The organism is Paenarthrobacter sp. CCNWLY172 (assembly GCF_037402035.1).
In the GTDB taxonomy this organism is placed as follows: domain Bacteria; phylum Actinomycetota; class Actinomycetes; order Actinomycetales; family Micrococcaceae; genus Arthrobacter.
Genome location: NZ_JBBEGB010000008.1, coordinates 215,132 through 236,209, shown reverse-complemented (window position 1 = coordinate 236,209; position 21,078 = coordinate 215,132). Strand labels below are relative to the sequence as shown.

Here is a 21,078-nt window from a genome sequence, read left to right as displayed (position 1 = left end):
GAGGTGGGACTACTTGGTGAGGGACGCGACGATCGCGTCGACATACTGGGTCATCGAGGCAGGGCCACCGAACATCCAGATGCCATCAGCAAGGCGGTGCACGTTGCCGGAGGTCACGAACGGAAGGGATTTCCACACGGCGTTGTCCGTCAACTGCTCGGTGAAGTCACCGTCGGCACTGTTGGTGATGTAGACAAAGTGGTCGGCATCGACGGCAGTCAGGCCTTCGACGTCCGTGGAGCCCAAGCCATACGCAGGGTCCCCTTCAACTGTCCAGGGGTCGACGAGCCCCAGTTCCGTATTAATGTCAGCCAGCAGGGATCCCTTGGTGTAGGGGCGGATGGAAACCTTGCCGTCAGCAACCCAGCCGTCGGCGAACGCCACGCGGGAACCGCCGAGGCCGGCCTTCTCGAGATCGGCTTTGCCCTTGATGACGGCGGCATCAAACGCACGGATGACCTCGTCGGCCTTCTTCTCCGTGCCGGTCGCCTTGGCGACCAGCTTCAAGTTGTCTTCAGCCTGAGCAATCTGGCGGCTGGCATCGGCAGACTTCACCACCACAACGGGAGCCAACTCTTCGAGCTGCTTGATGACTGGTTCGGCAAGATCAGTGGTCGCAACGATCAGGTCAGGATCCAGCGACGCAACGGTGTCGAAGCTGGGCTCGTTACGGGTTCCAATGTCCGTGGGAGTGCTGTCCAGCGTGCCAGCGGTAACCCAGGCGCTGTATCCCTTGACGTCTGCAACGCCAACCGGCATGACGCCGAGGGTGGTCAGGTTCTCCACCACGTTCCATTCGGTGCCCACCACTCGCTTGGCTGGGCCGTCGAGCTTGACTTCGGTGCCGCGGGCGTCGGTTACGGTGATGGCTTCGCCGGCCGCCGCAGTGTTGGACGCCTGGCTGGCAGGTCCTTCGGTAGTGCCGCAGCCGGTGAGCAGGACTGCCAAGGCAGCAGTGGCGGCCAAGGCCTTGTGAATCTTCATGGACACGGGGTCCCTTTCGTGTTGGGGTGCTGACGTTGTCTTGGAAGTCTTCAGCTGTCGTTGTGCCGGCCCACCGCGCGGGTGCGCAGCCTGCCGGTCAGCGGGTCAGTATGGGTGACGATGGGGATTGAATAGACGTCGCTCAACAGCGCTGCATCGAGGGCTTCGTGGGCTGGACCCGCCGCTGCAATCCGACCCTCCGAGAGAACCACCACGTGGTCGGCCAGCGCGGCTGCTTCATCGAGGTCGTGCAAAACCACGCCAATCGCCACACCGTGGACGCGGGCGAGGTCGTAGACCAGGTCAAAAATTTCCACTTTGTACCGGAGGTCCAGGTGGTTGGTGGGTTCGTCGAGGAGCAACACCGACGTGTCCTGGGCCAGGCAGCTTGCCAGCCATACCCGTTGCAGTTGTCCGCCGGAGAGTTCCTGGACACCACGATCGGCAAGTTCAGCAACGCCTGTCAGTTCCATGGCACGGTGGACAGCAGCGGGGCCCTCGGGATCGGCAGCACGCCACCGTCCGCGGTACGGATGGCGACCGAACTCCACGACGTCACGAACGCTCAGTCCGTGCGGCACAGGCCGGCTCTGCGACAGCAACGTTACGTGGCGTGCGAAGTCACTGCGCTTCATCAACAGCGCATCGGATGCTTCTCCGCCGGCGGGCCGGACCGTCACTGTTCCGGAGGAAGCCTCATGCAGACGGGCGAGCGCACGGAGCAGCGTGGACTTGCCGCTGCCGTTCGGACCTACCAAGGCCACAATGCGGCCTGGCTCCAGGTGGAGCCCGGCACCGTGCACCACGTCCTTGTCCCCATAGCGGAGGACCAGCTCTGTGGCTTCAAGCCCGGAGAGTTCACTCAGTTCAATCACAAAACGAAAGATTAGCTTAGCCTTACCTAATTTCTAAAACTGTGTCGGAGGATGTCCCTGCCTTTGCCGACCCAGCACGGCTCGGGACGTGCGAGGCTAGACCCATGGACCTGCGCATCTCCCCCACAGTGATGGTTCCCGCCTCGGAGCTGTCCTGGCGCTTTTCGCGTTCGTCGGGACCCGGCGGCCAGCATGTCAACACCACAGACAGCCGCGCAGAGCTGATGTGGAACGTTGCCAAAACTGCGGCGCTGACGGATGGGCAGCTCCAGATGCTGCTCAGGCGCCTTGGGCCACGACTTGTCGACGGAGTGATCACAGTGACGGCCGCCGAGGAGCGGTCACAGCTGCGGAACCGGGAGATCGCCCTGGCCAAACTCGCTGACATCGTCAGGGCCGGCCTTGTCCCGGAAGTTATTCGCCGCCCCTCCAAGCCCACCCGCGGCTCGGCCCGCCGGCACCGCGCAGCCAAGGAAATCAGGTCCGCAACCAAGCAGCAACGGCGCCGGCCTCCAGCAGAGTGAAGCCGATTTGCGGGGCGGTCCTGGGATCGCCTAGGCCTTGGTGACCTCAACCCACTGGGAGCGCCACTCGGGAGCTTGGAAGGCTTCGCTCCAGTAGGCTGTTTCCTTGGCAATCCTGCCGTCGCGGAATTCAAAGATGAAGACCGTCTCATAGGTAGGTCCGCCATAGTCCAGCAGGGCCTCAGCGGTGACCAGGTTGCCGCCACCCAGGAGGCGCCGCGGCGTAATGGTGGGGAGTTGTGGGAAGGCGCTGTAGATGGCCCTGCGGTTCTCCGCCCCGCGAACCACTTCCCCGGATTGAGGCCAATGCATCACGGCGTCGTCATGGAACAGCTCATCCATGACCTCGATATGACGATTGTTGATGCAGTCGATCAGCCGCTTGACCACGTTCTCGTTGGTGCGCTGTTCATCCAGGGTTTCGTCAGCCATAATCCGCATTCTCCTCCTGGGGACCCTGCTGCACTACCGTTTGAGCGGACCGGATCAGTTCTTCTTGATCAGTGCCGGCCCGGAGCCGGGTCCGGGGATCCCTCAACCAAACAGCGAAGCGACGCCTGCCGGCAGGCACGATTCATCATCCCCGCCCCTTAGCGCCAAGGCCGGGAGCCGGCCCGTCCAAGCGACAAGTCGCGAACGCGGCTAGAGTCATAGAAATGGACAGAGTACTGACAAATTCCCAGCGGCCATTTCCCCATGCGCCGGCAGCGCAGGTTGCCGCCCCCGAGGATGGCTTTGTCCGAGTCCGGGGGGCACGCGAAAACAACCTCCGCACCGTTGACGTGGACGTCCCCAGAGATGCGATCGTCGCCTTCACCGGCGTCTCCGGCTCCGGCAAATCTTCCCTGGCCTTCGGCACCATCTTTGCCGAAGCACAGCGCCGCTACTTCGAATCCGTAGCACCCTACGCCCGCCGCCTCATCCAACAGGGCCACAACCCCAAGGTGGAGTCCATCACCGGGCTGCCACCCGCCGTCGCGCTCCAACAACGCCGCGGCACCGCGACCGCACGCTCCAGCGTGGGTACAGTGACAACCCTCTCCAACTCGCTGCGCATGCTGTTCTCCCGGGCCGGGCGTTATCCGCAAGGCGCCAAGCAACTGGACTCAGATGCGTTCTCCCCCAACACCGCCGCCGGAGCATGCCCCGAGTGCCATGGCCTGGGCGTTGCCCACACGGTCAGCGAATCGTCTTTGGTTCCCGACCCCTCCCTCACCATTAGGGACGGTGCCATAGCCGCGTGGCCGGGCGCCTGGCAAGGCAAGAACCTTCGGGACATCCTCACCCACCTGGGCTACGACGTGGACACGCCGTGGAAAAAACTGCCGAAGAAGGACCGGGACTGGATTCTCTTCACAGAGGAACAGCCAGTGGTGGAAGTGACACCCCAACGCGACCGCGTTGCCAAGCCCTACAAGGGTAGGTTCTGGAGCGCCAAAAGCTATGTTCTCCACACGCTCGCGGACTCCAAGAGCACCACCATGCGGGACCGGGTGCTGCGCTTCATGGAGACCGGCCGATGCCCACGGTGCGACGGCAGCGGACTCAGGCCCGACGCGCTCGCAGTCACCTTCGCCGGTAAGACCATCGCAGAGCTGAACGCCCTGCCCATGACGCAACTGGCAGAGATCATCAGGCCCACCGCCGAGCTCACGGCCGCGGGCACGGCGTCCCGCACCCAGACCTCCGGCGAAGGCAACGAGGTGGCCGTCGCCATCACCCGTGACCTGCTCGCCAGGGTTACCGTGCTCCTGGAACTCGGCCTGGGCTACCTGGCACTGGGCCGCGCAACGCCGACGCTCTCTCCCGGCGAGATGCAAAGGCTCAGGATTGCCACACAGCTGCGCTCCGGGTTGTTCGGCGTCATTTATGTGCTGGATGAACCGTCCGCCGGACTTCATCCGGCTGATGCCGAACCCTTGCTTGAGGTCCTCAACCAGCTCAAGGCGTCCGGAAACTCAGTGTTCGTTGTGGAGCACAACATGGACTTCGTCCGGGCCGCGGACTGGTTGGTGGACGTCGGACCGCATGCCGGAGATGGTGGTGGCCAGGTCCTTTACAGCGGCCCCGTGGGCGGCCTGGAAGCTGTGCAGGATTCCGTGACCAGACCCTTCCTTTTCCCCGAAGGCAGCCGCGCGGGTACAGGTGCTGCCCGCCCATGGGATGAGTCGTTGGAACTTCGAGGAATCACCCGGCACAACCTCCGCGGGCTTGCGGTCGACTTTCCCCTGGGTGTGCTCACGGCTGTGACGGGCGTTTCCGGCTCGGGTAAGTCCACGTTGGTCAGCCAGGTTCTGGCCGATGTTGTCAGCGCCGAATTGCACCCGGAGTCCACGGACAGCGAGTCGCCCACTGCGGTACCGGGGACTGCGGCCGTGTCCGGGCTGCACCGTCTCGATCGCCTCGTGAAGGTGGACCAGAGGCCCATCGGCCGCACTCCGCGCTCGAACCTGGCCACCTACACGGGCCTTTTCGATGGTGTGCGGAAAGAATTCGCGGCCACTGATGGCGCCCGTGCCCGGGGTTTCGGCGCAGGAAGGTTCTCCTTCAACGTCGCCGGCGGCCGCTGCGAAACGTGCCAGGGAGAAGGGTTCGTGGCGGTGGAATTGTTGTTCCTGCCGGGAAGCTACGGCCCCTGCCCTGAGTGCAACGGTTCCCGTTTCAACCCGGAGACCCTGGAAGTTACCTACCGTGGCCGGACCATCGCGGAGGTCCTGGGAATGACCGTTTCAACAGCTTCCGGGTTCCTCTCAGATCTCCCGGCCGTCTCGCGAAGCCTGCAAACCTTGAAGGAAGTCGGGCTGGGTTACCTCAGGTTGGGGCAGCCCGCCACGGAGTTATCCGGCGGGGAAGCCCAACGCATTAAGCTCGCCACCGAACTACAGCGCGTCCAGCGCGGGCACACCCTGTACCTGCTGGACGAACCCACCACCGGATTGCACCCCGCTGACGTGCAGTTGCTGATGAAGCAGCTTCACAGGCTCGTCGACGCCGGCAACACCGTGATCGTGGTCGAACACGAGATGGACGTAGTGGCGGACGCAGATTGGGTGATCGATTTGGGACCCGGCGGCGGCGACGCCGGTGGCGAGGTGATCGCCACCGGCCCGCCCGCCGTCGTCGCCCGTTCAACGGAAAGCCGGACGGCCCCTTACCTGGCCACCGCACTCCGGCAGTGAGTCAGCGCCGCGGGATGTTGCGCAGGTTGCTGCGGGCCATGCTCACGGCCTCGCCTGCGCCCCGGTTCAGGACCACTTTGGACATGGCAGTCGCGAATCCGATGACCTGGGACCCGGAGATCTTCGGCGGAATGGACAACGCGTTCGGATCGGTAATGAGCTCCACCAGTGACGGTCCGGGGTGCGCAAAGGCCTCCCTGTACGCAGCCTCGATGTCCGCTGGATCCGTGACGCGCACTGCGTGGAAGCCCAGCGCCTTGGCAACCTCGGCGTAGTTTGCGTCCGGGACGTCCACGCCGAAGTCAGGGAGTCCATCCACCAGCATCTCCAGCTTGACCATGCCCAGGGTGGAGTTGTTGAACACCACCACGTTCACGGGCAGCTTGTGCGCGGCAACGGTGATGAGCTCACCCAGCAACATGGACAAGCCGCCATCACCGGAGACTGAGACGACCTGCCGGCCAGGATACGCCACTTGCGCACCAATCGCGTGCGGAAGCGCGTTGGCCATGGAGCCGTGGAGGAAGGAACCGATCAGTCGCCGTGTGCCCAACGGGTTGATGTAGCGGGCGGTCCAGACGTTGCACATGCCGGTGTCAGCCGTGAAGATGGCATCTTCGGCTGCAACCTGGTCCAGCAAGGAGGCAGCATATTCGGGGTGGATCGGCTGCTTCTTCTCCACTTTGCGGGTGTAGGCGCCCACGGCTTTGTTCATCAGGCGGTCGTGCTTCTTAAGCATCTGATCCAGGAACCGGCGGCTCTTCTTTGCATGGATCAGTGGCAGCAATGCTTGAAGTGTTGGCAGGACGTCGCCGTGGACGGCAACATCGACGTCGGTCCGCCGGCCCAGCCGCTGCGCGGCCCGGTCCACTTGGGCCGTCCGGGTATCCGGCAGGAACTGATCGTACGGAAAGTCGGTGCCCAGCAGGATCAGCAGGTCAGCGTCCTCGATACCCTCCGCCGCAGCACCGTAGCCGAGCAAACCGGTCATGCCAATATCGAACGGATTGTCGTACTGGACAAAATCCTTGCCCCTGAGGGAGTGTCCAATGGGCGCTTTGATGAGCTCTGCCAGCGCCATAAGTTCCCTGTGGGCGCCCGCAACGCCGGCACCGGCGAAAACAGCCACCTTATCGGCGTCGTTAATGGCGTTGGCTAAATCCTGGACGCCCGCAGGATCTGGCACCACCGTTGCGGGCCGGAACGTGGCAGGCAAAGGCGTGGGGGCCGTGGCTTCGAGACCGGCGATATCGCCCGGGAGCGTAACCACTGATACTCCCCTGAGGGCGATGGCGTTCTGGATGGCGCTGTGCATGACCCGTGGTGCCTGCTCGGCAGTACTGATCAGTTCCGAATATACCGAGCATTCCGTGAACAGCCGGTCCGGATGGGTTTCCTGGAAGAAACCGCTGCCGATCTGCTTGCTGGGGATATGCGAGGCGATGGCCAGCACCGGAGCTCCAGTGCGGTTGGCGTCGTACAGGCCGTTGATCAAGTGCAAATTGCCGGGGCCGCACGATCCTGCGCAAACGGCGAGCCTGCCGGTCAATTGCGCCTCCGCGGCGGCGGCGAACGCCGCGGCTTCCTCGTGACGTACATGGATCCAGTCGATGCCACCTTTCGCCGAGCCTCCGGTCTGGCGAACAGCGTCCACGATCGGGTTGAGGCTGTCGCCGACGATGCCGTAGATCCGCTGCACTCCGGCAGCCTGGAGTTGTTCGATGAGCTGGGTGGCGAGTTCCTTGGCCATAGTGTGCAGACTCCCTCAGTGGATGGTGGTGGGCTGACATGGCCAAATATAGCCGGATTCCCTTTGCGGCGGCTGGATGCCTCCAGGCCGCAAAACGCGTCTCGAAGAGGCGTTCCGCCATGCTTACCAGGCGTTCCGGGGCAGGGGATGAATTCGGCCTCGTCATTCAAGAAAACGTGAAAACCCTCCCGTTAACCGTCTCGACACTTACCTTTGCAAATTTCTGTCGAAGGTCCAGACCCAGCCCAATCCATTCCCCTTTCATTGGTGAGCCATCCGGGCAGACATAATAGATGCCGGGAAAGAATATGTTTCATCAATGTGCCTTCAAAACGTCAATGTGCATTCCACCGCTACGGATACACCCCGCGGGGTTGGCGTCTGGCTATCTCTGGTTTTTTTCGGGGTTTGGAGAAGACGTTTTCGCTACTATAAATGCCAGTTCCGTAAATGTAGTGGCCCCGGCAACAGCATGGAACCACTTTTTCTCCGATTCCTCTGGCTGGGACAACCGTTCGTTGCTAGCGTGACCGCATGAGCCCCTCCAAGACCCCCGCGGAGATTCTTGACATTGACGGTGCCGAGGTTCGTGTCTCGAATCCGGACAAAGTGGTTTTCCCGGAACCCGGGCTGACTAAACTCGATCTGGTCCGCTACTACCTTGAAGTGGCCGATGGTGCGCTGAGGGGAGCCGGCGGCCGGCCGATGGTCCTCAAGCGCTTCCCCAAAGGCATCGATGCAGAGCCGTTCTTCCAAAAGCGCGTGCCGGAAAACCATCCGCCGTTCATCGACACAGCTACGCTCCACTACTCCTCCGGAACCTCCGCTGAAGAAACGGTCATCCGGGACGCCGCGGGCTTGGCCTGGGTAGTGAACCTTGGCTGCCTGGACCTCAATCCACACCCCGTCCGCGCCGAGGACCTTGAGCACCCTGACGAGCTTCGCGTGGACCTCGACCCCATGCCGGGTGTGGATTGGTCGCAGATCGTGGACACCGCGTACGTCGCACAGGACGTCCTCGACGACGTGGGTTTGGTGGGATGGCCGAAGACGAGCGGTTCGCGCGGGCTTCACATCCTGGTGCGGATCGCGCCGCACTGGTCCTACCGCGAGGTCCGGCTCGCCGCCGAAACCCTGGCCCGGGAGGTGGAGAACCGCGCACCGGGACTCGCCACCGCCAGGTGGTGGAAAGAGGAACGGGGTGAAAGCGTGTTCGTCGACTTCAACCAGAACGCCAAGGACCGCACCGTTGCCTCCGCCTATTCGGTCCGGTCACTCCCCGATGCCCGCGTCTCAACTCCACTGACCTGGGCAGAAGTACGCTCAGCCCGGCCGGACCAGTTCACGGTCCTCACTGTCCCTGGCCGCTATACCGATGTGGGTGATCCCCACGCCGGCATCGACCACGCCGTGGGGTCACTCGACGGGCTGCTGGCGTTGGCTGCCGAGCTCGGCCCGGCAGAAAAGGCTCCGCGAAGCGGGGACGGCTCAGGCCGCCGGATGCCCACGATGCCACTCATCGAGGTGGCCCGCACCAAAACGAAACCAGAAGCCCTCGCCGCGCTGGAGGAATGGAAAGAACGGCACCCGGACGTCGTCTCCGCTTTGCACCCGGCAGATGTCCTTATTGACGGGATGAGGGGATCCAGCTCGCTCTGGTACAGGGTTCGGATCAACCTGCAGCACGTTCCCGACAGCGGGCGCCCGCCGCAGGAGGAACTCCTTGCCGACTACGATCCTTGGGCGGGCAAGACATGGCCCGGACGGCCCGGGGCCTGACATGCAAGGCCTGTCCGCGTCACTGGTCCTCATCGCAGCGTTGGCAGTTGCAGCTCCCCTAGCCGTTCGGCTGCTTGATCCCGTGATCAAGGTGCCGATCGTGGTCTTCGAAATTGTCCTGGGGATCCTGTTTGGCCCCAGCCTGCTGGGCTGGATCGAATCCACTCCGTTCACCGACACCTTGGCTGATTTTGGGCTGGCGATGCTGTTTTTCGTTGCAGGGAACGAAATCGACTTCACGGCAATCCGCGGGCGCCCCATCAAACGTGCTTCCGCGGGATGGGTGATCTCCCTGGCAGCCGGAGTCGGCGCCGGCTTTGTGCTGGCTCCCGCCCCCGAGGCCGCCGTGATCATTGGAGTGGCCTTGTGCTCCACAGCATTGGGAACCTTGCTGCCCATCATCCGCGATGCGGGCGAATCCACATCTCCCGTCGGCACTGCCGTTGCAGCCCTGGGCGCCGTAGGCGAGTTTGGTCCCCTGATTGCGATTTCACTCTTCTTCTCCGGGAAGCAAGTGGGAACGGCTTCAGTGGTGTTGTTGGGATTTGTCCTCCTGACCGGCGTATCCATCTACTTCGCTTCAAAAGCACGGCACACTCTCTTCCACGCCCAGGTCACCAGGACCCTCCACACCAGCAGCCAATTCGCCATGCGGTCCATCATGCTGGTCCTCAGCTCGTTGGTTGTCCTGAGCATGGTGCTGGGGCTGGACATGCTGCTGGGTGCCTTCGCGGCCGGCGTCCTCTGGCAGGTAACCATCGCGCGTGCTCCCGAAGCTGACCGAAGAGTAATTGAAACAAAAATCGATGCGGTCGCCTTCGGATTCCTGGTGCCCATCTTCTTCATAGATACCGGTATTGATTTTGATCTCGGCGCGTTGACGTCAAGCCCTGCTACCCTCGCTTTGGTCCCGCTGTTCCTGGTGCTCCTGCTGGTCATCCGCGGCCTGCCGTCCTTGCTGGCGGCGCCCCGGGGCTCGACATGGGCCCATAAGCGGGCAATCCTGCTGTTCGGGGCAACGGGGCTGCCCATCATCGTGGCCGTAACCACCATCGGACGGGAGCAGGGATTCATCACCAGCGGAATCTCCTCCGCACTTGTCGGCGCCGGTATGCTCTCCGTCCTGTTGTTCCCCCTGCTGGCCCTGCTGCAACTCCAGCGCGGGGCCACAACGGCCCCTGCGGCGGCACTGCCGGCCGACAGCAGTCCACGCCCAGACCAACAGAAGCACGACGGCGACCTCCCGCCGTCGGGCGCTTCCGGCAGCAGCACCTAGGCGCAGCCAGCGTCGAACAGCAGGGACACACCACCAGGTTTTGCACCTGACCTCAGGCGTGCTTAGTGTGGATTCATAAGCTTCCTTAGCTTTAGGGGCGCGATACCCGCAGCGCTTCTCCCGTAGACAACAGGAGGACCATCATGACTGATCAGTACACGTTCCGAAACCCTGTCACCGCCTACGAAAAAATCTCCCCGCCGAAACAGCACCAACCCGAGCCGGGACTGGACGCAGAGTTGACGCCCACAGCGGATCTTGGTGAGGAAACCTACCGCGGAACCGGTCGGCTGGATGGCCGCAAGGCGATCGTCACCGGCGCGGACTCGGGCATCGGCGCGGCGACCGCCATTGCCTTCGCGCGGGAGGGTGCCGACGTCGTGCTTTCCTACCTTCCCGAAGAGGAAGAAGATGCCGCCCGGATCGCCGGCATTATTGAAGCCGCAGGCCGCAAGGCCGTCAAGGTGCCAGGCGATCTCAAAGACTCCGCTACATGCCGGGAGCTGGTGGATACCGCCATCGCGGTCTTGGGCGGAGTGGACATCCTGGTCAACAACGCAGGCAAGCAAGTGGCACAGGAAGACCTCGCAGGCATCACCGACGAGCAATTCGACCACACACTAAAGACCAATGTGTACGCGATGTTCTGGCTGACCAAGGCTGCACTGCCCCACCTGCCCGCTGGTTCAACCATTATCAACACCACATCGATCCAGGCTTACAACCCTTCGCCCACACTGGTGGACTATGCCACCACGAAGGCCAGCATCAACAATTTCACGAAGGGCCTGGCCCAACAGCTGGCCCCCAAGGGCATCAGGGTCAACGCGGTGGCACCCGGTCCCATCTGGACCCCGCTGCAGGTGAGCAGCGGCCAGCCCAAAGAGGCCTTGCCGGAGTTCGGGCACTCCACTCCCCTGGGCCGCGCCGGCCAGCCGGCAGAGCTTGCCCCGGCGTACGTGTTCCTCGCTTCGCCCGAATCCAGCTACGTAGTTGGCGAAACCCTCAACGTCAACGGTGGCAGCCCCACACCCTAGCCCGGAACCCGCAGCTGCCTGGCTGACGTGGTGGGAATGGACTCGTCCTTAAGCCCTGCCCTTGAGGATCATGTGCCAGTAGACCTGGGGGAACATGATGCGGTCCACCCACCACGACACCCGGCTTTCCTTCCACGTGGGCACTTTCGGGATGGTAGGCATAGGGCGATAGTGGTCGTCGAATTCAGCGAAGACCACCGTGGTGCGCGAAACAGTGAAGGGGCACACGGAATAGCCGTCGTACTTCATCGCGGGCGGCTTTCCCTGGCGGGCCGCCACGAGGTTCTTCGCCAGCACCTTGGTCTGCTTGCGCAGGGCACCGCCGGCCTTGGAGTTGGTGGTGGCTGCAGCGTCGCCCAGGGACCACACGTTGGAGTGGCGGACGTGGCGCAATGTTTCGGTGTCCACGTGGACGAACCCGTCCTGCCCACCAGGGGCTGGAAGATCCGTAGCTCTGAGCCACTCCGGCGCAGACTGGGGTGGGACGGCGTTCAGGACGTCGTACCCCAGCTCCTCAGTGGTGTTGGTGACGTTGTTGCGGATGGTCGCTTGCCTGCTGGCAGCGTCCACGGCCACCAATTCGCTGTTTGTCCGGAGCTCAATGCCGTATTCAGCAATTTTCCGCTCAAGCTCCCTGTCCACCTCGGGGATGCCGAATACGGTGGGATATGGCTGCACCATCACCACGCGGATCTTGTCCAGGACACCTTGCTCGCGCCAGTAGTCGCACGCCAGGTACATCGGCTTCTGACTGGCGCCCCCACACTTAATAGGTCCTAACGGCATGGTAAAAACCACTGTGCCGGACCGGATACTGCTCAGGAGTGACCAGGCCTTGGGTGCGAGCTCGAATTCATAGTGGGACGCACCGTACGGCGAATGGACAGCCTCGGCCAAGCCCGGCACTGAATCCCACCGGTACTGGAGTCCCGGACACACCACCAGATGTTGATAGCCCACGGTGCTGCCTGAGGCCAGCATCACCATGTTGGCCGTGGTGTCCACGTCCACCGCATGGTCTTTGATCCAGGCAACCCCCCGGGGCATCACGGATGCCTGGCTGCGGGTGGCTTCCTTGACCGCAGCCCTGCCGCCGGCGATGTGGGAGAACAGAGGCTGATAGAGGTGATGGTCCTTGGGTTCAATGAGGCCAATGTTCTTGACCCCGTATCTGCTCAGCCGGGCCGCAAGGGAGACTCCCGCATTGCCCCCGCCGATGATGACTACATCGTGCTGATGGGACATATCACTGGTTCTTTTCGGTCAGGGCGGAGCCTTTGTGGGCCGCCCGCGCGCCGGTCTTGTCTGATTCCACCACGTACTGCGGCTCGTCTTCAGTAGCTCGGTGGGTATTGCCGTCCAATTCGAAGTCGCTGGTCTTCTTCTCCACAATCTTCCCGTGCGTTTTGCCTTGGGAGGTGTTCCACTCCACGCGCGTTCCCTTGCCCAGTGCCATATCCGCTCCAATGTGTGGTGTTCAGCTCTGACTTCAAGCGCTCCACAATAGTAAGCATGATGATCTTTTTCGCGGAACCCTCCAGAGGACGTTGCTGGACGCAGCCTCAGCCGGGCGGGTCTTGCCCCACGAGACCGTCCACAGATTCGCGGATAAGGTCTGCGTGGCCATTGTGCCGGGCGTATTCCTCAATCATGTTCAGGAGGATGTAGCGCAGGCTGGGCAACTCGATGTCCGGACGGGACGCGATGGTGCCTTGCCGGGACGGGCCGCCTTCTGCCATAGCTGCTTCGAACAAGACCCTGGAGCGGGCAACAGCGTCACGCCACCTTTCATACAGCTCCTCCGGCGGGTCTCCGGCAGCGGAATTCCAGTCCCAGTCGGGGTCGGCGTCCCAGTCAACTGCGTTCCACGGGGGAAGTTGCCTGCGGCCATGGAGCCACTCGGTGGACATATCGTCCTCGAAGCGGGCCAAGTGCTTGAGCAGCCCACCCAAAGTCAACGACGACGGAGCGTGCCGGGCCCTCAGGCCGTCCCGGTCAAGTCCCTCCGTCTTCCAGGCAAACGTCGCTCTCTGTCGCTCAAGGAAGCCCATCAGGGTGGCGGCTTCATCGCCGTCCAGCGGAGGCTCCGTGTTGACCGGTTCGGTGGTGCCTGCTTGATCGTTCACAGCAGCTCCTGGTGATTCATCCGGAAGGAGTTCCCTGCTCCCGGTCGCGTGGCCCTGCTGACGGAGTGGACTTTCTGGTGATCAGCCACGTGATGAACCAGAGCACGACACCAATGGCCATGAGCCCGCCGGCCACTTGGTACTGTATGGGGTTCCTGCCCACCCAGGGACCAGCGAGGAAGGCGCAGAGGATGGCGGCCACCCACGGCAACTGACCGGGCGAGGTGAAAAAGACCTTGCGGTCCGGGTGCCTCTTGCGGCGGAGCACCACGCACGCCACGTTGACCACGGTGAAGACGCACAACAGCAGAAAAGCGGTTGTCCCCGACAGGTTGGCCACGATGTTGCTGTCCGGATCGATGCTGACGTACCAGATCAGTCCCAGGGCCAGGACGGTGGAGAAAGTGATGCCGGCCCAGGGTGAACGGCGTCCGGGCAGCACCTTGCCAAGGCCGCGCGGCAGGACATGCTGGCGGGCCATCCCATAGATCAGCCGGCTCGCCATCAGCATGTTGATCAAGGCAGTGTTGGCCACCGCAAAGACCGCCAGGAACGGAAAGATCTTATCGATCGGGAAATCCGGGGAGCCCTTGTGGACGACCTCGAGGAGTGCCGCCCCTTCGGATTCCCTGATCTCCCCCAATTCGGTGGGTGACAACACACTGACAACAGACACCGCTACCAGCATGTAGAGCAACACTGCGATACCGAGGCCCGTCAACATGGTTCGGGGAAAGATGCGCTCCGGGTTCTTGGTCTCCTCCACCATGTTCACGGAGTCCTCGAATCCAACCATGGCAAAAAAGGCAATGGACGTGGCGGCTGTAACAGCCAGGAACAGCCCCTTGTCCTGGTAGTCGGTGAACACCGTGATTTCCTGGATGTTGCCTGTTCCCTGCGCCATCACGAAGAACCCGACGCCGATCACAATGCACAGGGCGAGTACCTCAACCGAGGTCAGCACCACGTTGAACTTCACGCTTTCGCCAACCCCGCGGAGGTTAATTACTGCCAGCAACAGCATGAATGCCATTGCGACCAGTGTGATCATTCCTTTGTCAGGCGCGCCCATCCACCCGTTGACTTCCAGACCTCCGAACAGATTCTGGGCGAGGACATTCGCGGATGTTGATGCGCTGGTGATGCCGGAACACACCACGGCGAACGCCACAAGGAACGTGACAAAGTGGATCCCGAATGCCTTGTGCGTATACAGCGCCGCGCCCGCCGCCTGAGGGTACTGCGTCACCAGTTCCAAGTAGGAAAAAGCTGTCAGCGTCGCCACAATAAAGGCCAGAAGGAACGGCAACCAGACAATGCCGCCCACCGTCCCCGCCATCGTCCCGGTGACTGCGTAAACGCCCGCTCCGAGAATGTCGCCCACGATGAAGAGGAGCAGGAGTTTGGGCCCCAGAACCCGCTTGAGCTGTGGTTCTTCGTCCGGGGGTGAAGCTTGGTAGACGTCGTCGGATGTGGTGCTCATGGTTGACCTCCACGGCGGATACACGGTTCCCTGATCGTGTTAGTGACCTGACGTAACCCACTGTGAGCCTGTCCGTTGGCTTTGGCAACACTGTCGGCCCCGAAACCTGCCCTTCCGGAGTGCCGCACCCGTGCAATATTCTGGGCCCACCAGTGTGCGGCGGACGGCGGTCCGCTGGCCGTGGACTGTGGGCCCGAATCTGACCGCTCCGAAAGGACCATCCATGCTGATTTGCGCGGCCTGTGCGGTGGAACGTGATGAACCAGTTCCGGGTGTCTGCCCCATCTGTGCCGACGAACGACAGTACGTCCCTGAGGAAGGGCAACAGTGGGTCACTCTTGACCAACTCAGGACGGCCGGCCAGCGGATATCGCTCTCGGAAAGCGAACCAGGTCTTATCGGCGTCAGTACTGACCCGAAGGTCGGAATCGGCCAGACGGCCCAGCTGGTGGTGACGTCCCAGGGCTCGTTGCTGTGGGATCCGGTGGGCTACATCGACGACGACGCTGTGAAGGCGGTGCTGGAGCACGGACCTGTCCTGGCGATCGCCGCCAGCCATCCGCACATGTTCGGCGTGCAGGTCGAATGGTCACGGCGGCTGGGCGGCGCCCCGGTATGGGTGACTGAGGCAGACCACCAATGGCTGGGACGCCATGATCCGACCATTGCCTACTGGTCCGGCAGCATGTCGATCGCCCCCGGGCTGACCCTGCACCAAACCGGCGGACACTTTCCCGGCAGCGCCGTGGCGCACTGGGCGGCCGGAGCAGCCGGCATGGGGGTTCTGTTGACCGGTGACAGCGTGTTTCCCAATCCGGATCGCCGTTCCATCTCGTTTATGCGAAGCTACCCGAACCGCCTGCCGCTGTCCGGAGCCGTGGTGTTGCGGATCGCCGCGCAGTTGGACACGCTTGGGTTCGATCGCATCTATGGGAATTTCAACAACGTCATATCGTCCGGAGCCAAAGCCGTTTTGCACGACTCCGCTGAACGGCATGCCGCCTGGGTGCGGGGAGACTTCGATCATCTGACGTGAACTGTTGCTAAGGGGCAGTCCTCATCTTTTTCAGATGCAGTCCCCTGCAGGGAATCGCGGCCGAGACCAGGTCTTTGCTGTGCTGGTGCTGCGGGTCAGCGAAGAACTTATCGGTGTCGGTGAGTTCCACCAACCGCCCCTGATAGAGGACGGCTACCCGCTGGCACATGTGGCGCACCACGTCCATGTCGTGGGTGATCATCATCAGGGACAGCCCCCGCTCGCGGTGCAGGCGTTGCAGCAAGTCAAGGATGGTTCTTTGTGTCAGTGCATCCAGGGCGGAGGTTGCTTCGTCGCAAATGAGCACTTCCGGCTCCATCAGGAGCGCCCGGGCGATGGTGACCCGCTGCAACTGGCCGCCGGAGCATTGGCCCGGACGCCTGTCCAGCAGACTGGGTTCCAGTTCCACTTCCGTCATGGCGTCGCTCAGCCGTTGGGTTTTCTCGCTCGACGGGAGCCGCCGTGGCAAGGGTGCTTCCAGGCTTGCACGGAGTGTCATGCGGGGGTCGAAGGCGTCATGTGGTTCCTGGAACACCAGTTGGACGGCAGTCGGATCGGCAAGCCGGTCTGCTGACAGGGCCCGGGTGATGCTGCCGCTGCTCATTCCTTCCAGACCAACGATTGACCTGGCCAAGGTGCTTTTCCCGGAACCGGATTGGCCGAGCACTCCCAGGATCTCCCCCTTTTTCAGCTCGAGGGAAACAGCGTCAAGTGCTGGACTGCGACCCCGGTGGCCGCGGCCGAAATTCTTGACGACGCTGTTGAGGGTAAGGACATTCCGCGCCGGGTGCACCTGCTTCACAGTCCCTGATGGCAGGAGGTTTGATGCCTCCAGAAGCTTTTGCGTGTAAGGAATCTTCGGACTCCCCAGCACTTCCTCAGTGGTGCCCGACTCCACGATCTTGCCTGCCTCCATCACCAGGACGCGATTTGCGAAGGCCGCAACAGAGGCAAGATTGTGCGTGATGTAGAGAATCCCCAGACCACGCTGGCTCCGTTCGCGGTCCAGCAACTGCAGGATCTGGCGTTCCAGGACCTTGTCCAAAGCAGACGTTGGTTCGTCAGCAAGCAGGATCCCCGGCTGGCCCGCCAGGGCCACGGCTGTCATGGCACGCTGGGCCATGCCACCGGAAAGTTGGTGCGGGTAGGCCCGGGCGCCCCACTGCGGATCCTCGAATCCCACTTCAGCCAGCAGCTCCAGCACCTTCTCCTCCGCAGCTTTTCCGCGCAGGCCTGAATGGAGGCGGAGGGGTTCCCTCAGGTGGGCACGGAGGGTCTTGCTGGGGTTGAACATCTTCTTGGGCTGCTGGAAGAGCATCCCCAACCGGCCACCCCGGATGCGGTTCAGCTCAAGTCCGGAGGCACGGGTCACGTCTACGGAGTCCACATGGATGGACCCCGAGGCAATCCGCAAAGGCTGCGGCAGCAACTGCAGGACGGACCGGGCAGTCATGGTTTTGCCCGACCCGGAACCTCCTACGAGCGCTACAAACTCGCCGGGATGCACGGCCAGGCTCACACCGGAGAGAATCGGGCGTCCTGCGTCTGTGCCCAGCACAGTCAGGTTCTCGATCACCAGTTCAGGCATGCTGGCCCTCCACTACCAGGACATCCACCGGGTCGGCTGCCCGCCGTGACGTCCGCTGGCCGATCAGCGTTACACACAGGGCAACCAGGAAGATGGTGAGGCCCGGAGCAATGATCCCCCACGGTGCCCGCTCCGCATACGGCTGGGCCGCTGCCACCATGGAACCCCAGTCGGATTGTGGCGGTTGAACGCCCAGCCCGAGGTAGGACAGGGCTCCCACGCTGATCAGGAGCTGTCCGAAACGCAGTGTCGCCTGCCCCAGCATCGGCGCTGCGAGGTGCGGGATGATGTGACGGAAGACAATGAACGACGGCGAACAGCCCACCACGCGCGCTGCTTCGACGAACCCGCGGGCAGAAACGTCGTAGGCCAACGTCCGGGCCAGGCGGGCAAACGGCGTCCACCCGGTTACGGTCAGGGCGACCAGCAGGGACGTAAAACCTGTGCCCATGGCCGCGACGATGAACAATGCCACCACCATCTCCGGCAGCGCCAACAAGACATCATTGGTACGGGTGAACAGTTCGTCTACCCAGCCCTTCCGCCGGGCGCTGAGCACACCGACCACCAAACCAATGATTCCGGTCAGGACCGTGGCCAGTGCCGCCACCACCAAAGAGAACCGGCCGCCGTCGAGCAAGCGGCTGAGCGTATCCCGCCCAAGGTGGTCCGTCCCCAACCAGTGTGTGGCACTGGGTGGCGCGAGCCGTGCAGCGAGGTTCTGATCGTCCGGTGGAAAAGGTGCCAGCCACGGTGCAGCCGCGACGGCGGCAACTATCAGGACGAGAATAACGACGGCGGCGCCGTCGAGCACTGACCGTTTACGCAAGGGCGCCACTCACCTTTGGGCTCAGAATCCGGTGCAGGAAGTCCGCGAGGGTGGTGATGGCAACAGCCAAAGCCACCACAACCACCACGCCTCCTTGCGCCAAGGGGATGTCACTGTTGACCACGGCGTCGTAGAGAAGGCGGCCCATCCCGGGGATCGCGAAGATGACCTCCACAATGACCGAACCTCCCAGAAGACCGGCGAACCACACCGCGAACAACGTGGACAACGGAACCAGGCCGTTGGGAACAACATGCCGCAGGACAGTCTGCACGTGGCTAAGGCCGCGGGCCCGGGCAGCGGGAATGTGCTCCGCCTCAAGGGCATCGATCATTCCCGAGCGGACCGCTGAGGTGAAGAAGCTGATGGGCCGAAGGGACAGCGTGGCGGCCGGCAGGACAATGGACGACGCCGTATTCCACCCGGCCGAGGGCAGCCAGGAAAGCTTGAGGGCAAAGACCAGCACCAGCAGTGGTGCCAACCAGTATTCCGGCATGGCAATAAAGGACTGTGTGACAGTTGTGATCAGTTTGTCGGTTTTGCTGCCTTGCTTCAGGGCCGCAACAATGCCCAATGGGAGGGACACCAGCACGGCCGTGCCCAAAGCCACCAGCACAAGGCTGAGGGTGATGCCCAAGGCAGGCAACACCTGATCAATCACCGGTGTACGGCTAATGTGCGACAACCCCATGTCCCCTGTGAAGAAGTCACCCAGCCACCGGAGATATTGCACGGGAAGCGGATCGTTGAGTCCCAGGCTTTCCGCCAGTGCCTGAACGGTGGCTTCGTCCACCACATCGCCGGCTACACGGGACCGGATAATTTTCCGGACCGGATCGCCTGGGGTCACGTAAGGAATCAGGAAGACGGCGAAAGACGACAGCAGGACGGCGACCACCAGGGTCGCCGTCCGCTTCGCAAGGAACGTGATCATACGTGCTTCGGTTGTCCCAGCCCGTTGTCAGGAGCCGGCCTTGGCCGTTTGCGCGGTCAGGACGTAACGGGACAGCGGGTCCTGGACGTAGGACAGGACGTTGCTGCGGACAGCGTCCGTGGCTTGTTCATTGACCAGCCACAGGTTCACGGCTTGGTCGTTCAGGAGTTGACCGGCTTTGCCATACAGCTTGTACCGTTCCTCAGTGGTGGAGGTCCGGGCAGCTTCTGTGATGATTGCGTCGTACTCTTCGTTGCAGAAGTGGCTCAGGTTGTACGTGCCCTTGCAGGTGTAGTCGGCCGTCAGGAAGCCAATGGGATCGGCAATGTCAATCAGCCGGTTGCGCTGGCTCAGGATCATGTCATAGTTGCCAGCCAGAACGTCCGGTTCAGCCGAGGCGTATTCCTTGGCCTGGATGGTCACTGGAACACCAATGTCCTTGAGGTTGTCCTGAATCACCGTTGCTACGTCGGCGAACTCCGTCCGCTCCACGATGGCGATGATCTCCAGCGGCCTGTCCGCGGTGTAGCCGGCATCGGCCAGGAGCTTCTTCGCCTCGTCCAGGTTCTGCTTGGGAGTCTTGGCTTCGCTGGATGCCCATGGTTCGGAGGGCGCGATGGGACCAGCTGCAGGCAACGCCGCGCCTTCGTAGACGCTGGCGGCCAGGGCTTCCAGGTCCAGAGCGGACCGGAGTGCCTTGCGGAAATCCACGTTGTTGAAGGGTGCCCTGCCGTTGTTCATGTACAGGGTGGCCGTGCGGGGTGAATCTGCCTTCAGGACGGACACCTCGGGTGCACTCTCAAGCGTGGACAGTGCGGAGGCTGGAATGGACAAGGAAATGTCGGCCTCGCCGGTTTGCACTTGCGCGGCCCTGGTAGCGCCATTGGTGATGAAGCGGACTTCTGCGCCAGCCAACTGCACCTTTCCGCCCCAGTAATTCTCGTTGCGGTCCAGGGTCAGGGACTGCTTCGCCTTCTCAGACACTGGGGTGAACGGTCCCGTGCAGTGGCCGAAGGGACTCACCGTGGCACCGGTATAGGCAGCAGGCGCGAGGATGCCCGTGTTGACGCTCGCCAAGCGGAACGGCACCAGCGGATTCTCCACCGGCGTGGTGACGCGAACGGTCTTGGCGTCAGTTGCCTGGACTCCACTGACAATGCCCGGGCTGAACGCCCTTGCAGGCACCTTGGCCTTAAGGACTGAGTTCAGCGAAGCGGCGACGGTCTCTGCGGTGAGATCGGTACCGTCCTGGAACTTCACGCCTTCACGGATGGTGAAGTCCCACTCAAGTGGTGAGACCTGCTTCCACTCAGTTGCCAGGAACGGGACCACCTTGCCCTGGGCGGAATCATATTTGGTCAGGGTTTCCAGGCAGCCGGACAACGACAGAATGTACGCGGCATCGGACTCCAGGGCCCAGTTGGCCACGGGGGCCCGGAAGTTATCCACGACGATGCGCTGGTTGGTATCGGCCACTTTCCCGGTGGCGCCTGTCTGTCCACCGCTAAGACCACAACCGGTCAGGGAAAGAAGTGCAGCGACCCCAAGGGCTGCTGTGGAACGGCTGAGTTTGCGCAAAGGGAACCGCCTGCGATGTATGCCCGGAACGGGAGGGCATGGGGAAATGGAGACTATTTAGGTTAGCCTTACCTCGGCGCAACAGCAAAAACCGGGCGCT

The 21,078-nt window shown here is 62.6% G+C and carries 18 protein-coding genes; 6 read left to right on the top strand and 12 right to left on the bottom strand.

Annotation, left to right across the window (positions count from 1 at the left end; genetic code table 11):
- Positions 1–9: 9 nt before the first annotated feature.
- Together WBN73_RS14645 and WBN73_RS14640 are read right to left on the bottom strand one after the other, a co-directional pair.
- Positions 10–990 carry an ABC transporter substrate-binding protein gene (locus tag WBN73_RS14645; protein WP_337340531.1) on the bottom strand — a complete coding sequence of 327 codons (981 nt, stop codon included), beginning with the start codon at positions 988–990 and terminating at the stop codon, positions 10–12.
- A 44-nt stretch (positions 991–1,034) separates the two neighbouring features.
- On the bottom strand, positions 1,035–1,859 hold the full coding sequence (locus WBN73_RS14640; protein WP_207597361.1) for an ABC transporter ATP-binding protein: 825 nt from the start codon (positions 1,857–1,859) through the stop codon (positions 1,035–1,037).
- Between the two features lie 104 nt (positions 1,860–1,963).
- Here WBN73_RS14640 and arfB point away from each other — a divergent pair, with 104 nt between their 5' ends.
- On the top strand, positions 1,964–2,383 hold the full coding sequence (gene arfB / locus WBN73_RS14635; RefSeq protein ID WP_207597360.1) for an alternative ribosome rescue aminoacyl-tRNA hydrolase ArfB: 420 nt from the start codon (positions 1,964–1,966) through the stop codon (positions 2,381–2,383).
- Positions 2,384–2,413: 30 nt separating this feature from the next.
- Here arfB and WBN73_RS14630 read toward each other — a convergent pair whose 3' ends face one another.
- Positions 2,414–2,815 carry a nuclear transport factor 2 family protein gene (locus tag WBN73_RS14630; protein WP_242703594.1) on the bottom strand — a complete coding sequence of 134 codons (402 nt, stop codon included), beginning with the start codon at positions 2,813–2,815 and terminating at the stop codon, positions 2,414–2,416.
- Positions 2,816–3,039: 224 nt separating this feature from the next.
- Here WBN73_RS14630 and uvrA point away from each other — a divergent pair, with 224 nt between their 5' ends.
- The gene (gene uvrA, locus WBN73_RS14625) at positions 3,040–5,562 is read left to right on the top strand and encodes an excinuclease ABC subunit UvrA (protein WP_337340532.1); all 2,523 of its coding nucleotides are present in this window, start codon (positions 3,040–3,042) and stop codon (positions 5,560–5,562) included.
- 1 nt (position 5,563) lies between these two features.
- Here the strand turns inward: uvrA and WBN73_RS14620 are convergent, their stop codons facing one another.
- Positions 5,564–7,312, bottom strand: coding sequence for a pyruvate dehydrogenase (locus tag WBN73_RS14620; protein ID WP_337340533.1), 1,749 nt, complete (start codon positions 7,310–7,312; stop codon positions 5,564–5,566).
- 534 nt (positions 7,313–7,846) lie between these two features.
- Between WBN73_RS14620 and ligD the strand changes: the two genes are divergently transcribed.
- The 3 genes from ligD (at position 7,847) to WBN73_RS14605 (ending at position 11,404) form a co-directional block, all read left to right on the top strand.
- Complete coding sequence (gene ligD, locus WBN73_RS14615; RefSeq protein ID WP_337340534.1) at positions 7,847–9,091, top strand: non-homologous end-joining DNA ligase; 1,245 nt, start codon at positions 7,847–7,849, stop codon at positions 9,089–9,091.
- Position 9,092: 1 nt separating this feature from the next.
- Positions 9,093–10,367, top strand: coding sequence for a cation:proton antiporter (locus WBN73_RS14610; RefSeq protein ID WP_280627872.1), 1,275 nt, complete (start codon positions 9,093–9,095; stop codon positions 10,365–10,367).
- Positions 10,368–10,510: 143 nt separating this feature from the next.
- Positions 10,511–11,404 carry a glucose 1-dehydrogenase gene (locus WBN73_RS14605; protein ID WP_337340535.1) on the top strand — a complete coding sequence of 298 codons (894 nt, stop codon included), beginning with the start codon at positions 10,511–10,513 and terminating at the stop codon, positions 11,402–11,404.
- A gap of 48 nt (positions 11,405–11,452) precedes the next feature.
- Here the strand turns inward: WBN73_RS14605 and WBN73_RS14600 are convergent, their stop codons facing one another.
- The 4 genes from WBN73_RS14600 to WBN73_RS14585 form a co-directional block, all read right to left on the bottom strand.
- Positions 11,453–12,649 carry an NAD(P)/FAD-dependent oxidoreductase gene (locus tag WBN73_RS14600; protein ID WP_337340536.1) on the bottom strand — a complete coding sequence of 399 codons (1,197 nt, stop codon included), beginning with the start codon at positions 12,647–12,649 and terminating at the stop codon, positions 11,453–11,455.
- A gap of 1 nt (position 12,650) precedes the next feature.
- Positions 12,651–12,860 (bottom strand): DUF2945 domain-containing protein, encoded by a 210-nt coding sequence (locus WBN73_RS14595; protein WP_207597352.1) that lies wholly within the window; start codon positions 12,858–12,860, stop codon positions 12,651–12,653.
- A gap of 106 nt (positions 12,861–12,966) precedes the next feature.
- Complete coding sequence (locus WBN73_RS14590) at positions 12,967–13,530, bottom strand: DinB family protein (RefSeq protein ID WP_242703593.1); 564 nt, start codon at positions 13,528–13,530, stop codon at positions 12,967–12,969.
- 16 nt (positions 13,531–13,546) lie between these two features.
- Entirely contained in the window at positions 13,547–15,013 is a 1,467-nt protein-coding gene (locus WBN73_RS14585; protein ID WP_207597351.1) for an APC family permease, read from the bottom strand.
- A 223-nt stretch (positions 15,014–15,236) separates the two neighbouring features.
- Here WBN73_RS14585 and WBN73_RS14580 point away from each other — a divergent pair, with 223 nt between their 5' ends.
- The gene (locus tag WBN73_RS14580) at positions 15,237–16,049 is read left to right on the top strand and encodes a hydrolase (protein WP_337340537.1); all 813 of its coding nucleotides are present in this window, start codon (positions 15,237–15,239) and stop codon (positions 16,047–16,049) included.
- 7 nt (positions 16,050–16,056) lie between these two features.
- On the opposite strand, the gene WBN73_RS14575 is transcribed toward WBN73_RS14580, so the two are convergent.
- The 4 genes from WBN73_RS14575 to WBN73_RS14560 are packed head-to-tail and all read right to left on the bottom strand — an operon-like array spanning position 16,057 to position 20,978.
- Positions 16,057–17,637 carry an ABC transporter ATP-binding protein gene (locus WBN73_RS14575; protein WP_337340538.1) on the bottom strand — a complete coding sequence of 527 codons (1,581 nt, stop codon included), beginning with the start codon at positions 17,635–17,637 and terminating at the stop codon, positions 16,057–16,059.
- A complete protein-coding gene (locus WBN73_RS14570; protein WP_207597348.1) occupies positions 17,630–18,475 on the bottom strand; it encodes an ABC transporter permease in 846 nt (281 codons plus the stop codon). Before WBN73_RS14570 ends, WBN73_RS14575 begins: the two co-directional genes overlap by 8 nt.
- Positions 18,459–19,400: an ABC transporter permease gene (locus WBN73_RS14565; protein ID WP_337340539.1), complete on the bottom strand. Its 942-nt coding sequence runs from the start codon at positions 19,398–19,400 to the stop codon at positions 18,459–18,461. The genes WBN73_RS14570 and WBN73_RS14565 overlap by 17 nt, the downstream gene beginning before the upstream one ends.
- A 27-nt stretch (positions 19,401–19,427) precedes the next feature.
- A complete protein-coding gene (locus WBN73_RS14560; RefSeq protein WP_337340540.1) occupies positions 19,428–20,978 on the bottom strand; it encodes an ABC transporter substrate-binding protein in 1,551 nt (516 codons plus the stop codon).
- Positions 20,979–21,078 lie beyond the last annotated feature (100 nt).